10 protein-coding genes are annotated in these 14,522 nt (G+C 69.2%); 7 read left to right on the top strand and 3 right to left on the bottom strand.

Annotated features, from left to right (window positions below; genetic code table 11):
* The first annotated feature begins 122 nt into the window (after positions 1-122).
* From JUB13_RS25420 to JUB13_RS25435, 4 genes are all read left to right on the top strand, one after another.
* The gene (locus JUB13_RS25420; RefSeq protein ID WP_207484093.1) at positions 123-1,502 is read left to right on the top strand and encodes an aspartate aminotransferase family protein; all 1,380 of its coding nucleotides are present in this window, start codon (positions 123-125) and stop codon (positions 1,500-1,502) included.
* Positions 1,503-1,782: 280 nt separating this feature from the next.
* Positions 1,783-3,402: an MFS transporter gene (locus JUB13_RS25425; protein ID WP_328703016.1), complete on the top strand. Its 1,620-nt coding sequence runs from the start codon at positions 1,783-1,785 to the stop codon at positions 3,400-3,402.
* Between the two features lie 58 nt (positions 3,403-3,460).
* Complete coding sequence (locus tag JUB13_RS25430; protein WP_207484095.1) at positions 3,461-4,609, top strand: HlyD family secretion protein; 1,149 nt, start codon at positions 3,461-3,463, stop codon at positions 4,607-4,609.
* Between the two features lie 52 nt (positions 4,610-4,661).
* Positions 4,662-6,056 (top strand): MATE family efflux transporter, encoded by a 1,395-nt coding sequence (locus JUB13_RS25435; RefSeq protein WP_207484097.1) that lies wholly within the window; start codon positions 4,662-4,664, stop codon positions 6,054-6,056.
* Between the two features lie 42 nt (positions 6,057-6,098).
* Here the strand turns inward: JUB13_RS25435 and JUB13_RS25440 are convergent, their stop codons facing one another.
* The gene (locus JUB13_RS25440) at positions 6,099-6,293 is read right to left on the bottom strand and encodes a hypothetical protein (RefSeq protein WP_207484099.1); all 195 of its coding nucleotides are present in this window, start codon (positions 6,291-6,293) and stop codon (positions 6,099-6,101) included.
* A 63-nt stretch (positions 6,294-6,356) separates the two neighbouring features.
* The gene (locus tag JUB13_RS25445; RefSeq protein WP_207484101.1) at positions 6,357-6,923 is read right to left on the bottom strand and encodes an SH3 domain-containing protein; all 567 of its coding nucleotides are present in this window, start codon (positions 6,921-6,923) and stop codon (positions 6,357-6,359) included.
* A gap of 166 nt (positions 6,924-7,089) precedes the next feature.
* Here JUB13_RS25445 and JUB13_RS25450 point away from each other — a divergent pair, with 166 nt between their 5' ends.
* Positions 7,090-7,731, top strand: a complete 642-nt coding sequence (locus JUB13_RS25450; protein WP_207484103.1) for an FMN-binding negative transcriptional regulator — start codon at positions 7,090-7,092, stop codon at positions 7,729-7,731.
* Between the two features lie 27 nt (positions 7,732-7,758).
* On the opposite strand, the gene JUB13_RS25455 is transcribed toward JUB13_RS25450, so the two are convergent.
* Positions 7,759-8,481, bottom strand: a complete 723-nt coding sequence (locus JUB13_RS25455) for an aspartyl/asparaginyl beta-hydroxylase domain-containing protein (protein WP_207476992.1) — start codon at positions 8,479-8,481, stop codon at positions 7,759-7,761.
* 449 nt (positions 8,482-8,930) lie between these two features.
* On the opposite strand from JUB13_RS25455, the gene treS reads away from it, so the two are divergent.
* On the top strand, positions 8,931-12,239 hold the full coding sequence (gene treS, locus JUB13_RS25460) for a maltose alpha-D-glucosyltransferase (protein ID WP_207484105.1): 3,309 nt from the start codon (positions 8,931-8,933) through the stop codon (positions 12,237-12,239).
* Positions 12,236-14,464, top strand: a complete 2,229-nt coding sequence (glgB, locus tag JUB13_RS25465; protein ID WP_207484107.1) for a 1,4-alpha-glucan branching protein GlgB — start codon at positions 12,236-12,238, stop codon at positions 14,462-14,464. The genes treS and glgB overlap by 4 nt, the downstream gene beginning before the upstream one ends.
* The last annotated feature ends 58 nt before the right edge of the window (positions 14,465-14,522 follow it).

Genomic DNA, 14,522 nt, shown 5'->3' on the forward strand with positions numbered 1-14,522 from the left:
CAGACACCACCCCAGACACCACCCCAGACACCACCCCAGACACCACCCCAGACACCACCCCAGACACCACCCCAGACACCACCCCAGACACCACCCCAGACAAGGCAATTCGGAGAGGTCTGATGCTCGCCAATTCCTACGACGCGCGGGACCGCGCGTTCCTCCTGCACCAGCAGGCCGACCTGAAGGCCTACCGGGAGGAGGGCGGCACGCTGATCGCGCGGGGCGAGGGCGTCTGGGTCTACGACGATTCCGGGAACCGCTACCTGGAAGCCATGGCTGGATTGTGGAGCGCGTCGCTGGGCTTCTCGGAGAAGCGTCTTGCCGATGCCGCCTACAGGCAGATGCTGGAGCTGCCCTACTACCACACCTTCTTCCAGAAGGCGCATCCGCCGGCCGTCGACCTGGCCGAGCGGCTGCTGTCGATCGCGCCCGTGCCCATGTCGAAGGTGCTGTTCCAGTGCTCGGGCTCGGAAGCGAACGACACGGCGATCAAGCTGATCTGGTACTATCACAACGCCATCGGCAAGCCCGGGAAGAAGAAGATCATCGGCCGCGTCCGGGGCTATCACGGCAACACCGTCGCCTCGGTCAGCGTCTCCGGCCAGCCGCACATGCACGCGGACTTCGACGTTCCGCTGCCGCTGTTCCGGCATGCCGACAACCCGAACTACTACCGCTTCCACGAGGACGGCGAGAGCGAGGAGGCCTTCGCCACCCGCATGGCCGAGAACCTGGAGAAGCTGATCCTGGCCGAGGGGCCGGACACGGTCGCGGCCTTCTTCGCGGAGCCCGTCCAGGGCGGCGGCGGGGCCATCACGCCGCCCGCCACATACTTCGAGAAGATCCAGCCGATCCTCCGGAGATACGAGATCCTCTTCGTGGCCGACGAGGTGATCTGCGGCTTCGGCAGGACCGGGAGCATGTGGGGCAGCCAGACCTACGGCCTGAAGCCGGACATGATCTCCTGCGCCAAGGCGCTATCCGCCTCGTACCAGCCGATCTCCGCCCTGATGATCTCCGAGCGGATTTACGAGGCCATGCTGGCCGAGAGCGGCAAGCTCGGCAGCTTCGGCCATGGCTACACCTATGGCGGGCACCCCGTGGCCTGCGCCGTCGCGCTGGAGACGCTGAGGATCTACGAGGAGCGCGACATCATCGGGCATGTCCGCGCCGTGGCGCCCGCCATGCAGGGCGGGCTGGACGCGCTGGAGGCCCATCCCCTCGTCGGGGACGCCCGGGGCGTCGGCCTGATCGCCGGCGTCGAGCTGGTCGCCGACAAGGGGACGCGTGCCCCCTTCGATCCCGCGCGCAAGGTCGGGCTGCTGGTCCAGGCCAAGTGCCAGGAGGCCGGACTGATCGTCCGGGCCATCGGCGACCGCATCGCCTTCACCCCGCCGCTGATCATCACAGAGGGCGAGATCGCCGAGATGTGCGGCCGGTTCAAGGCAGGGCTCGATGCCGCACATGCCGAGCTGCGGGCCGAGGGCCTGATGGCGTGACCCCGCTCCGCCGGAGCCGCCGCACTGGAGCCATACCCGGCGTCCGGCCGGCCGTTGCGGCCGCATAGCGCGCCCTGCCCACCACCTGGCCGTCGCGGCGCGGGCCTGGCCGGCCTTTCGGCATCGGCCGTGCTCAGGCTTGCGGCACCGCGCCCGCATCGCTACATACCGTGCCTATCAGTAGGGTGCTAAATATATGCATGGTATAGCGCAGCAGCCGGCCGGAGCCGCGGCCGCGGCCGCGGCAGGGGCCGGTAAGGAAATGCCCGCGGACGCGCTGGTGCGCGCAGATCCGGCGCCAGTCCAGCAGCAGTCCCAGGCCCCGGCGCCCGGGGGCATGCCGCCGCTGCGCGCCGCTTGCTACATGCTTGCCTCGCTGCTGCTGGCCCTGACCCAGGGCCTCTTCATGAACCTGATCTCGGCCAACCTGCCGCAGATCCAGGGGGCCCTCGGCGCCACCACCAGCGAGGCGACGTGGCTGATCGCCGCCTACATGGCGCCGAATGTCAGCCTGTCCATCATGCTGGTGAAGGTCCGCGCCCAGTTCGGGCTCCGCAACTTCGCCGAGCTCGGCATCGCGGCCTTCGTGGGCGTGTCGGCGCTGCACCTGCTGGCCAATGACCTGCAATCCGCCATCCTCGTGCGCTTCCTGGGCGGCGTCGCAGCGGCCCCGCTCTCCACGCTTGCCTTCCTCTACATGCTGGAACCCTTCGCGCCGGCCCGGAAGCTGACGGTGGGCCTGTCGCTGTCCCTGACCAACACGGCGCTGGGCCTGCCGCTGGCGCGGCTGATCGGCCCTCCGCTGCTGGAGATCGGGCAGTGGCACGGCCTCTATCTCGCCGAGATGGCCATGGCTCTGCTCAGCTTCGCCGCCGTCTATCTGCTGCCTCTTGCGCCGCCACCGCGCGCCAAGGTCATCGGAAGGCTCGACATCGCCAGCTTCCTCCTGATCTTCACGGGCTTCGGGCTGACGGCCGTCGTTCTCGCCATGGGGCGCGTCTACTGGTGGCTCGAGGCGCCCTGGCTCGGTGTCCTCCTGGCCGCGGGCATCGCCGCGGTCGCCGCGGCCGCGGCGATCGAGCTGAACCGCACCAACCCGCTGGTGGACGTCCGCTGGCTCACGAGCCGCGAGATCATCCATGTGACGGGCGTGCTCCTGCTCTGCCGCATCGTGCTGGTCGAGCCGACGGGCGCGGTCGGCTTCTTCCAGGTGCTCGGCCTGTCCTACGAGCAGACCGGGACCCTCTATGCCGTGACCATCGCCGCGACGGTCGCCGGCGGGCTCGCCTGCGCCGCGGTGATGAAGCCCGGGCGCGAGCCCTGGATCCATGCCGTGGCCCTGCTTCTCCTGATCGCGGGCGCGCTGATGGACAGCCGGGCGACGAACCTGACCCGGCCCGAGGAGATGTATGCGAGCCAGGCTCTGATCGCCGCAGCCGGCGCGCTTTTCCTGCCGCCGGCCATGGCGCGCGGCCTGATGTCGGCGCTGAAGCGCGGCCCCGCCTTCATCCTGAACTTCATCGTGATCATCCTGACCACGCAGGTCATGGGCGGCCTGCTGGGATCCGCCCTGTTCGGCAGCATCGTCACCCTGCGGGAGAAGTTTCACTCGAACCTGTTGGTGGAGCATGTCGCGCTGACCGACCCGCTGGTGGTCCAGCGCTTGGCCCAGCTCCAGGCCGTCTATGGCCGTGTGCTGACCGACCGCGCGCAGGTCGAGGCCCAGGGGCTGGCGCTGCTGAGCCAGCAGGCGACGCGGGAGGCGAACGTGCTGGCCTACAACGACATGTTCCTGCTGGTCGCAGCCATCGCCGCGGTAGCCCTGGCGGCCCTGCTCGTCCACATGGCCGTCCTGGCGCTGGGGCGCCGGGCCGCTGCGCCGGCGCCTGCCGCATCCTGATTCCCGCGAAGACCCCACGAAAGCGCCCAAGACAGCTACCCGCCGAGAACCCGCCGCCATGCCCAAGTACATCCGCTCGACCGCCACCATCCTCGCCCTCGCGCTGGGCGTCGCCGGTGTTCTCCTCGTCCTCTACGCCTGGCGCCTGCCGCCCTTCATCAGCGCGGTCGCGGTCACGGACAACGCCTATGTGCGCGGGCAGATCACGCTGATCAGCCCCCAGCTCGCCGGGACCGTCGCCGAGGTCCCCGTCCAGGACTTCCAGCAGGTCAAGGCAGGCCAGCTCCTGGTGCGCCTGGACGACCGCATCTATGTCCAGAGGCTGAACCAGGCCAAGGCGACCCTTGCCGGGCAGCGGGCGGCGCTGGCGAGCTCGGAGCAGCAGCGCCGCTCGGGCGAGGCGCGCGTCGCCTCCAGCGAGGCGCAGATCAACAGCGCGCAGGCGGCCCTGCGCACGGCCGAGGCGGGCTGGCACCGGGTCGAATCCCTGGTAGGCCGCGGCGTGGTAACCCAGAGCGAGGCCGATGAGCGCAGGGCCGCCTTCGAGCAGGCCCGGGCCGCGGTCAGCCAGGCCCAGGCGGCGCTCGAGGTGGCGCGGCAGGAGCTCGCCGCGGTCATCGTCGGCCGGCAGTCCCTCGAGGCCGCCGTCGAGGGGGCCCAGGCGGCCGTACAGCTTGCCGAGATCGACCTGCAGAACACGCGCATCTTTGCGCCGCGCGATGGCCGGCTGGGTGAGATCGGAGCCCGGGCGGGGCAGTATGTCTCGGTCGGCACGCAGCTCATGGCGCTGGTGCCGGACCGGATCTGGGTTGTCGCCAACTTCAAGGAGACGCAGCTCGCCGGCATGAAGGTCGGCCAGCCCGTCGTCTTCACGGTGGACGCGTTCCGGCATGCCGGCCTCACGGGCCGCATCGAGCGTTTCGCGCCGGCGGCGGGGTCCGAGTTCAGCGTGCTCCGGCCCGACAACGCGACCGGGAACTTCACAAAGGTCGCGCAGCGCGTTCCCGTGCGCATCGCCATCGATCCCGGCCAGGACCTGGCGGCGGAGCTCGCCCCTGGCATGTCGGTGGTGGTCAGCGTCGACACGGCCGCGCCCGCGGCCGCACCGGCGGCGCGGGCCAAGGCCGGCGGCGCGGGCGATGGCGGGCCCCCGGACGATTCCGCCGTCACCGGCAGTGGTCTCGGCGATGCCGGCGGCGCAACCTAGCCACGACGCTTCTCCGGTCGAGCGGACGGGCCCGATCTGGTAGGACGGCGGTATGAGCGACATCGCCACCTCCGCAGCCGCCCCGAGCGCGCGGGCGTCCGAGATCCGCGCCATGCTGGCGCTGGCTTGGCCGCTGATCCTCACGAATCTCGCGCAGATGGCGATCACCACCACCGACGTGGTGATGATGGGCTGGCTCGGCCCGCAGGCGCTGGCGGCGGGCACGCTCGGCGCCAACCTGTTCTATGCGCCCTTTCTTTTCGGCATCGGTCTTGCGGTGGCGACGGCGCCCGCCATGGCCCAGGCGGTGGGCCGGCGCGCCGGGGTCCTGCGTGCGGTGCGGCGCGCGGCGGGGCAGGGCTTCCTGGTCTGCCTGATCTATTCCTTACCGGTCTGGGCGTTGCTCTGGCATGCCGAGGCGATCCTGCTGCTCCTCGGCCAGGACCCCGCCCTCTCGGCCGAGGCGCAGGACTACATGCGCGCGCTCCAGTGGTCGCTCCTGCCCGGGCTGATGTTCGTGGTGCTGCGATCCTTCCTCTCGGCGCTTGAGCGTCCGCGCGCGGCCCTGGTGGTGACGGTGCTGGCGATCGTCCTGAATGCCGTCAGCAACTGGGTCCTGATGTTCGGCCACTGGGGCGTGCCCGCCATGGGCGTCGTCGGGGCCGGGGTGTCCAGCACCATCGCTAACGCTTTCATGGTGGTCGGCCTGCTGGTCTTCTGCTCCTGGGACCGCGGGTTCCGGCGCTTCCGGCTCGCGGCGGCGCTGTTGAGGCCGGATCTGCACGGGCTCGGAGGGCTTCTGCGTGTCGGGCTGCCCATCGGTTTGGCCATGGGCTTCGAGGTGACGGTGTTCAACGTCGCCACCATGCTGATGGGCCTGATCGGGCCGACCGCCCTGGCGGCGCACGCGATCGCGCTCCAGGTCTCCTCGATCACCTTCATGGTTCCCATGGGGCTGGGGCAGGCCGCCACCGTGCGGGTGGGGCTGGCGGCGGGCCGTGGCGACCATGCCGGCCTCGGCCGCGCGGGCTGGACGGCGCTGGCGCTCGGCATGGGGTTCATGACCTGCATGGCGCTGCTGCTCCTGGGCGCGCCGCAGCCGATCGTCGGCGTGTTCCTGGACCTCACTGATCCCGCCTCGGCGGCGGTTGCGCCACTTGCCGCCGCGCTGCTTGGGATCGCCGGGCTGTTCCAGGTCTTCGACGGGGCGCAGGTGGTCGGCGCGGGCGCGCTGCGCGGCCTGCAGGACACCCGCCGGCCCATGATCTTCGCCGCGCTGGGCTACTGGGCGACCGGCATGCCTCTTGCTGCCCTGCTGGCCTTCGGGGCCGGGCTCGGCGGCATCGGCATCTGGGTCGGGCTGCTGATCGGCCTTGCGGTGGTGGCCGGGCTCATGGTCGCTCGCTGGCACCGGCGCGAGGCGCTGGGGCTCGTCCCTAGGGGATGAGCCCAGGGATGAATCCCGGGATGCCCCCCGGACAGTCGCGCCTCAGCGGAGGCCGCTCAGCCCGCGATAGACGAAGAACGCAACGGCCATGCCCGCAAGGATCGAGAGGCCGCCCAGCACCGGGCCCAGCAGCATGGCCGCGACCCCGCCCGCCACGACGCCCAGCCCGGCCGCGGGGCCTGGACCCAGCAGCGGACGGCGGGGTGGGGTCGGTCGGCGGAACTGGTGCACGGACATGGGCGCCCTCGGCGGTTTCGGCAGGTCGGCTGCCAGGCCCGTCGCGGCGGACCAGTCCTGGCGTTACCGAGGATACAACGGAACGGGCCGGCCCGTCGCCCTCTGCCCGCCGGCCGCCGGCTGGGCCAGGGCGAACTGCGCCGTCCCGGCAGCGGGCGTGCGCTGGACTGCCGGACGCTGGACCGGCGCGAAGGAGGCAGGGGCGGGCGTAGGGGTAGGGGCGGGGGCAGGGATGGACGCGCTGGCTGTCGGAGCCGGCTGGAGCGCCAGCGACACGGAGGGCGCGGACATCGCAGGCGCGGCGGCGCTCTGCATCGGCACCACCGCCCGTGCGAGGTCCTGGCGGATATAGGCCGTCTCCGTCCCGCGCGTGACGGCCAGCCACTCGCTGCCGGGCACGCGGCCGAGGACCCTCAGCCTGTCGCCGGGGAACACCTTGCCGAGCACCGCATGCTCCGTGCCGGGGCCGCTGCGCAGGTTTGCGCGGGCCAGGGACTCCCATTCGCCGCCCACGGGATCGAGGGCGGAAGACTGGAGGGACGCTCCCGTCTGGACGGGGGGAGCGCCCGGCGTGCCGGTGCTCTGGCAGGCAGCGACGAGCAGGAGGGCGAGCAGGGGGACACGGCGCATTGGGAGCCTCGTCTCGGTGTCGGGCGGCAGCAGCTTAGCGGCGAAGGATTCCCAATTGATTAAGGAAAGTTGCGAGCTGGTGGACCTTTTCTGTCACACGCCAATGGCCCTGGCGCCGCCCCCTCGCAGACCCCAGGATCGCGCCCGAACGACGAATGGTGCGAGCATGTACGTCCCTGCGGCCTTCCGGATCGAGGATCTTCCGGAGCTTCACGCCGTGATCGCGCAGACCGGCCTCGCGACGGTGGTGAGCGGCGGGGCGGAGGGGCTCGTGGCGAGCCACGTGCCGCTGCTCCTGGATCCGGCGGCGGGCCCGCTGGGAACGCTCTACGGCCATCTCGCCCGCGCAAACCCCCAGGCCCGCTCAATCGCGGCCGGCGAGGCGTTGGCCATATTCGGCGGCCCCGACGGCTACGTGACGCCGTCCTGGTACGCGACCAAGTGGGAGACCGGCCGGGTGGTGCCGACCTGGAATTACGTGGCGGTGCACGCCTATGGCCCGGTGCAGGTCTTCGAGGAGCCGGAGCGGCTTCGGGCCGTGGTCGAGGCGCTGACGGAGCGGCACGAGGCCGGACGGGAGGAGCCCTGGAGGGTGTCCGACGCGCCCGAGGATTTCCTGCGCGGCCAGCTCAAGGGCATCGTCGGCATCGCGATCCCGATCGTTCGGATCGAGGGCAAGCGCAAGCTCGGCCAGAACCGGCCGCGCGCCGACCGGGAAGGCGTTGTCGCGGGGCTTGGCGCCTCTGCGCGGGAGGGCGACCGGCGGACCGCGGCGCTGATGGCGGAGGATCTCGGGCCGGGGGCGTGAGCTCCGGGGCGCCCTCGTGCCGTCTGCTCAGCCGACGCGTCTGGCCCTGGTCGTTGCGAACATGGGTCCGAGCTCGTGGAAGGGCCGGATGGCGAGTCCGGGGTTGGGGTAGTAGTCGACGAAGAGGTTGACGCGGGGCCTCTTGCCCTCGTGGCGGACGGCGTGCTTCCAGCGGTTGTTGAAGTCGTAGACATGGCCGCGGACCATGGAGAACTTGCGCTCGCCGACGAGGTAGACGACGTTGGGCGGCACGATCAGCGGAATGTGCAGGCGGTGGGCGCGCGCGGCCATGGGCTGGCCGTCGACATGGGGCTTGACCTTGCCGCCGGGCTGCAGGCGCACCAGGGCGACGCGGGTGACCACGCCGTGCGGCGTGCGCAGCTTCGCGATCGCGCGCTCGACCACCGGCTCGACCACCGCGCGCAGGGCGAACCAGTCGGGATAGGCATAGACCGGACCCAGGTCCGTGTCCTCGCGCTCGAGCGGCATGAACGGGCTCGGGTCGATGCCCTTCTGCAGCCCCCAGGCGTGGATCAGGTCCTCGACATAGGCGTAGTGCACCGAATTGGCCCCGGGATGCCATTCGTGCTTGAACACGATCGCCTGCGTCACCGAATGCGCCCCGTCCGCGAACAGCTCCTGGCGCAGCGGATTGCGGCTCCAGTCCTCCTCGCTCAGACCCTCCACGTAGCTCAGAAGCGGCTCCAGATCGATCGATCCAAGATCGCGGTACGGAACCCCGATATCCATGGGTCCTCCTGCTTCCAAAGCTGCCCGGCGCGCCACGGCCGAGAGGCATCAGGTCGAGAGGCGTCAGGCGTTGAGCGTCAGGTATTCCGGTCGCCACGCGGCGCGTGGTGCGCTCCAATCTCAGTAACGTCATTCGCGGCTGCTGTGGAGTCCAAAATCTCTGCCTATATTTCTGACTTGAGTATTGGCCGAGAATTGCAATAATTCGCAGAATAATAAAAAGCCATGAGATTCGGTTTCACTGCTTGTTGCGGTTTGGTGTGGCGGGTATGTCTTCGGGCAGGCTGCGTGACGGCGTGGCGGGCCCTTGATCCGGCCGGACAGGCTTTGAGCCGGCAGGCCCGCCGATCAGACATTCCTATGAAGCTCGGATGGCTGGCGTGCCGGATCGCCGATTGGGATGTTTAGGGTCGGTACACCAGAGTCACCGGGGAGCGATCCGGCCACCCATGATCGATCGAAACGACCGCCACTGGTACAAGGACGCGCTGATCTACCAGCTTCACGTGAAGGCGTTCTTCGATGCCAACAACGACGGGATCGGCGACTTCGCCGGCCTGACGCAGAAGCTGGACTACCTGCAGGACCTCGGCGTCACGGCGCTGTGGCTGCTGCCCTTCTATCCCTCGCCGCTGCGCGACGACGGGTATGACATCGCGGATTACCGCAACGTCAACCCGCGCTACGGCTCCATGAGGGACTTCAAGTCCCTCGTGAAGGAATGCCACGATCGCGGGCTGCGGGTGATCACCGAGCTGGTGATCAACCACACCTCGGACCAGCATCCTTGGTTTCAGAAGGCGCGGCGGGCCAAGCCGGGATCGCCCGCGCGCAACTACTACGTCTGGTCCGATACCGACCAGAAGTACCTCGGCACCCGGATCATCTTCCTGGACACCGAGAAGTCCAACTGGACCTGGGATCCCGAGGCCCAGGCATATTTCTGGCACCGCTTCTACAGCCACCAGCCGGACCTGAACTTCGACAATCCGCGGGTCCTGCGCGAGGTGCTGAACGTCCTGCGCTACTGGCTCGACATGGGTGTCGACGGCATGCGGCTCGACGCCGTGCCCTATCTCATCGAGCGCGAGGGCACGAACTGCGAGAACCTGCCGGAAACCCACGACATCCTGCGCAAGATCCGGGCCGAGATCGACCAGAACTATTCCGACCGCATGCTGCTGGCCGAGGCCAACCAATGGCCCGAGGACGTGTTACCCTATTTCGGCGACCCCGCGAAGGGCGGCGACGAGTGCAACATGGCCTTCCACTTCCCCCTGATGCCGCGCATGTACATGGCGTTGGCCCAGGAGGACCGGCATCCCATCACCGACATCATGCGCCAGACGCCGGAGATCCCGGAGGACGCGCAATGGGCGGTCTTCCTCCGGAACCACGACGAGCTGACGCTCGAGATGGTCACCGACCGCGAGCGCGACTACCTCTGGAACTTCTACGCGAAGGACCGGCGGATGCGGATCAATCTCGGGATCCGCCGGCGCCTCGCCACGCTGATGGACAACGACCGGCGCAAAATCGAGCTGCTGAACAGCCTGCTCTTCTCCATGCCCGGCACGCCCGTGATGTACTACGGCGACGAGATCGGCATGGGCGACAACGTCTTCCTGGGCGACCGAGACGGCGTGCGCACGCCCATGCAGTGGTCGCCCGACCGCAACGGCGGCTTCTCGCGCGCCGACCCTGCGACGCTGTACCTGCCGCCGATCATGGATCCGATCTACGGGTTCGAGGCGGTGAACGTGGAATCCCAGCAGCGCTCCCCCTCGTCGCTGCTGAACTGGATGAAGCGCATGATCGCCGTGCGCAAGCAGCGCAAGGCGTTCGGCCGCGGCACCCTCAAGTTCCTCTATCCCGGAAACCGGAAGATCCTGGCCTATCTCCGGGAGCACGAGGACGAGACGATCCTGTGCGTGGCCAACCTGTCCCGTTCCGCCCAGGCGGTCGAGCTCGACCTGTCGGGCTCCAAGGGCTGCGTGCCGGTCGAACTGCTGGGTCGCACGGCCTTCCCGCCGATCGGTGACCTTCCCTATCTGCTGACGCTGCCGGCCTACGGCTTCTATTGGTTCGCCCTGACGTCGCAGGTGGCCCTGCCGTCCTGGCACGAAACGATCCCGGAACCCATGCCCGACCTGACGACCCTGGTGCTGTCCGGAAGCGGCGAGAATCTCGTCTCCGCGCGGACGATGCACGAATTCGTGGCCGAGGTTCTCCCGGCCTACCTGCCCAAGCAGCGCTGGTTCCAGGGCAAGGACACGCGGATCGAATCCGTGGCCCTGGGCGGCGCCGCGAAGCTCAGTTCGCCCTCGGGCGGCGACGGCTACTATCTCGTGCGGGTGGATGTGACCCTGCGCGAGCGCGGCGTGCAGAGCTATTTCCTGCCGCTTGCCGTCGCCTGGGACGAGGGTGTCGTCTCGGCAGGCTCGCAGCTGCTGCCCTATACGCTCGCCCGCGTTCGGCGCGGGCCGCGCCTTGGCGGCCTCTACGACGCGGTCCAGTCCGACGACTTCTCCTTCGCCGTGCTGGAGGCCGTGCGCCGCGGCAAGGTGCAGGGGCTCGAGATCCTGCGCACCCGGCGCATGGACGAGCTGACGCTGGCCGAGAACCCCGGCATCCGCCGACTGGGCGCCGAGCAGTCCAACAGCTCGGTGCTGATCGACGACGCGGTGGTGATGAAGATCTATCGCCGCCTCGCGCCCGGCATCCACCCCGAGGTGGAGATCGGCCACTTCCTGACCGAGGTCGCGGACTACCGCAACGTGCCGCCGCTGCTGGGCGCCGTCCAGCAGGTGGCCGAGGACGGCACGCCGCTGGCACTGGCGATCCTCCAGGGCTTCGTGCGCAACCAGGGCGACGGCTGGACCTTCACGCTCGACTGGCTGGACCGGCTGCTGGACGAGCTCCAACTCGGCGGCCCCCAAGCCGAGCAGCGGCCGGAGGGCGAGGACGCCGACCGCCAGGACATCTACTTCGAGCTCGCCCAGACCCTGGGGCAGCGCACGGCCGAGCTGCACAAGGCATTTGCGATCGACACCGACGACCAGGCCTTCCGGCCGGAGCCGATCACCACCGAGGATCTGCGGCGCTGGAAGGACGCCGCGCGCGCGCAGGTCGAACGCGCCTTCGATGCGCTTTCGGGCGCGCTGGATCGGCTGCCGGCCGAGGTGCGCTCCGATGCCGACACCCTGCTGTCGCGCCGGGGCGCCTGCCTCGCGCTGCTCGACCGCCTGCTCGAGGGCGGGATCGACGCGGTGAAGACGCGCCACCACGGGGACTACCATCTGGGCCAGGTGATCAAGGTCCAGGCCGACTGGTTCCTGCTGGACTTTGAGGGCGAGCCGCTGCGCTCGCTGGACGAGCGGCGGGCCAAGCACGTGCCGCTGCGCGACGTCGCGGGCATGCTGCGCTCCTTCGATTACGCCGCCTATGCCACCGTGCGGCAGATCGGCGAGCTGCAGCCCGAGATGGCACAGAAGGTTCTCGGCTATGCGCTGTCCTGGCGCGAGGAGGCGGCCAGCGCCTTCCTGCGGGGATACGAGGCGCATATCGAGGGCTGCCCGAGCTATCCCGCGGATCCGGAGCAGGCGCGACGCGTGCTCGATTTCTTCATTCTGGAGAAAGCGTGCTACGAGATCGCCTACGAGGCCTCGAACCGGCCCGACTGGATCTCGATCCCGCTGCGCGGGGTGCTCGGCATCCTGGAGCGGCACAGCTCGGCGGAAGCGGAGGCGGCTGAATGAACGCGACCACCTACCTGATCGACGACTGGCTGCGCGGCGGCATCGAGGCGATCGCGCGGGCGGAGCACGGCGACCCCTTCGCGATCCTCGGCATGCATTCCGGCGGCCCGGGCAACCCCGTGACCGTCCGCACCTTCCTGCCGACGGCCGGGCGGGTCTGGGTGCTGGACGGCTCCTCGGGCGAGGCCGTGGCCGAGCTCGACCGCGTGCACCCCGAGGGCTTCTTCCTGGGCGGCGTCGAGGGGCGGACCGAGCCCTTCCCCTATCGGCTGCGGGTCCGGTGGACCGACGGCTCCATGCAGGAGTTCGAGGACGCCTATCGGTTCCCGCCGGTCCTGGGCGAGCTCGACGTGTACCTGCTGGCCGAGGGCACCCATCTCCGGAACTACGAGAAGCTCGGCGCCCATCCGACGATCCATGACGGCGTCGAGGGCGTCGCCTTCGCGGTCTGGGCGCCCAACGCGCAGCGGGTCTCGGTGGTCGGCGCGTTCAGCGGGTGGGACGGGCGGCGCCTGCCCATGCGCAAACGCGTCGAGGTCGGCGTGTGGGAGATCTTCGTCCCTCATATCGGCGAGGGCGAGGTCTACAAGTACGAGATCCGCGGGCCCGGCGGGAACATGCAGCCGTTGAAGTCCGATCCCTATGCCTTCAGCAGCGAGCAGCCGCCCCGCACCGCCTCGGTGGTCCGCCGCATCGACCGGCACGGCTGGCGTGACCGGGACTGGATCGAAAGCCGAAGCCGCGTCGACTGGCGCTCCGTCCCCGTGTCGATCTACGAGTGCCACCTGGGCTCGTGGCGGCGCAAGGGGGAGCGGGGCGAGCAGTTCCTGACCTACCGCGAGATGGCCGAGCAGCTCGTCCCCTACGTCAAGGAGATGGGCTACACTCATATCGAGATGCTGCCCATCACCGAGTTCCCCTTCGACGGGTCGTGGGGCTACCAGCCGATTGGCCTCTACGCGCCGACCAGCCGCTTCGGGACGCCCGAGGATTTCTCGGCCTTCGTCGACGCATGCCACGCGGCCGGGATTGGCCTGCTGCTGGACTGGGTGCCCGGGCATTTCCCGACCGACCCGCACGGCCTCGGCCTGTTCGACGGGACGCATCTCTACGAGCATGCGGACCCGCGCCAGGGCTTCCACCAGGACTGGAACACGCTGATCTACAATTTCGGCCGGCGCGAGGTGCAGAACTTCCTGCTGGGCTCGGGGCTGTTCTGGCTGGACCGCTATCACCTGGACGGCCTGCGCGTCGACGCCGTCGCCTCCATGCTCTACCTCGACTACTCGCGCAAGGAGGGCGAGTGGATCCCCAACCAGTACGGAGGCCGCGAGAACCTGGAGGCGATCGCCTTCCTGTCGCGCATGAACGAGCTCGCCTACGGCCAGCATCCCGGCGTCATGACGGTCGCCGAGGAGTCGACGGCCTGGCCGGGCGTTTCGCGGCCGGTCTATCTCGGCGGGCTCGGTTTTGGGTTCAAATGGAACATGGGCTGGATGCACGACACGCTCCAGTACATGTCAAAGGAGCCCATCCACCGCCGCTATCACCACCACGGCATGACCTTCGGGATGGTCTATGCCTTCTCCGAGAACTTCGTGCTGCCGCTGTCCCACGACGAGGTCGTGCACGGCAAGGGATCGCTGATCGGCAAGATGCCGGGCGACCGCTGGCAGAAATTCGCGAACCTGCGGGCCTATTACGGCTTCATGTGGACCCATCCCGGCAAGAAGCTGCTGTTCATGGGCGGCGAGTTCGGCCAAGAACGGGAGTGGAACCACGACCAGTCGCTGGACTGGCACCTGCTGGACGATCCCCTGAATGCCGGCATGCAGCGCCTCGTGCGCGACCTGAACGGCCTCTATCGCGAGCTTCCGGCGCTCCACGAGCTCGACAACGATCCGGCGGGCTTCGAGTGGATCGAGGCCAACGACAGCGACAACAGCGTCTTCGCCTATTGCCGCTGGTCCAAGGAGCGCAGGACGCTCTGCGTGGTCGTCTGCAACATGACGCCAGTTCCCCGCTACGGCTACAGGGTCGGAGTTCCGCTGCCGGGCCGTTATCTCGAGCGCATGAACACCGATGCCAGCTCCTATGGCGGGGGTGATGTCGGCAACGGCGGAGGCGTGATCGCCGAGCCCACGGAATGGCACGGGCGGCCGCACTCGCTCGATCTGGTGCTGCCGCCCTTGGGCACGCTGGTATTCGAGCGCGTCGCGGAATAGGCGGTGGGTTCCCTGGCCCGGTGGCTCGCCGCATTCGAGGGCGCGGTCGCCGGGCCGA

The sequence above is a fragment of the Arenibaculum pallidiluteum genome, from assembly GCF_017355985.1.
In the GTDB taxonomy this organism is placed as follows: domain Bacteria; phylum Pseudomonadota; class Alphaproteobacteria; order Azospirillales; family Azospirillaceae; genus Arenibaculum; species Arenibaculum pallidiluteum.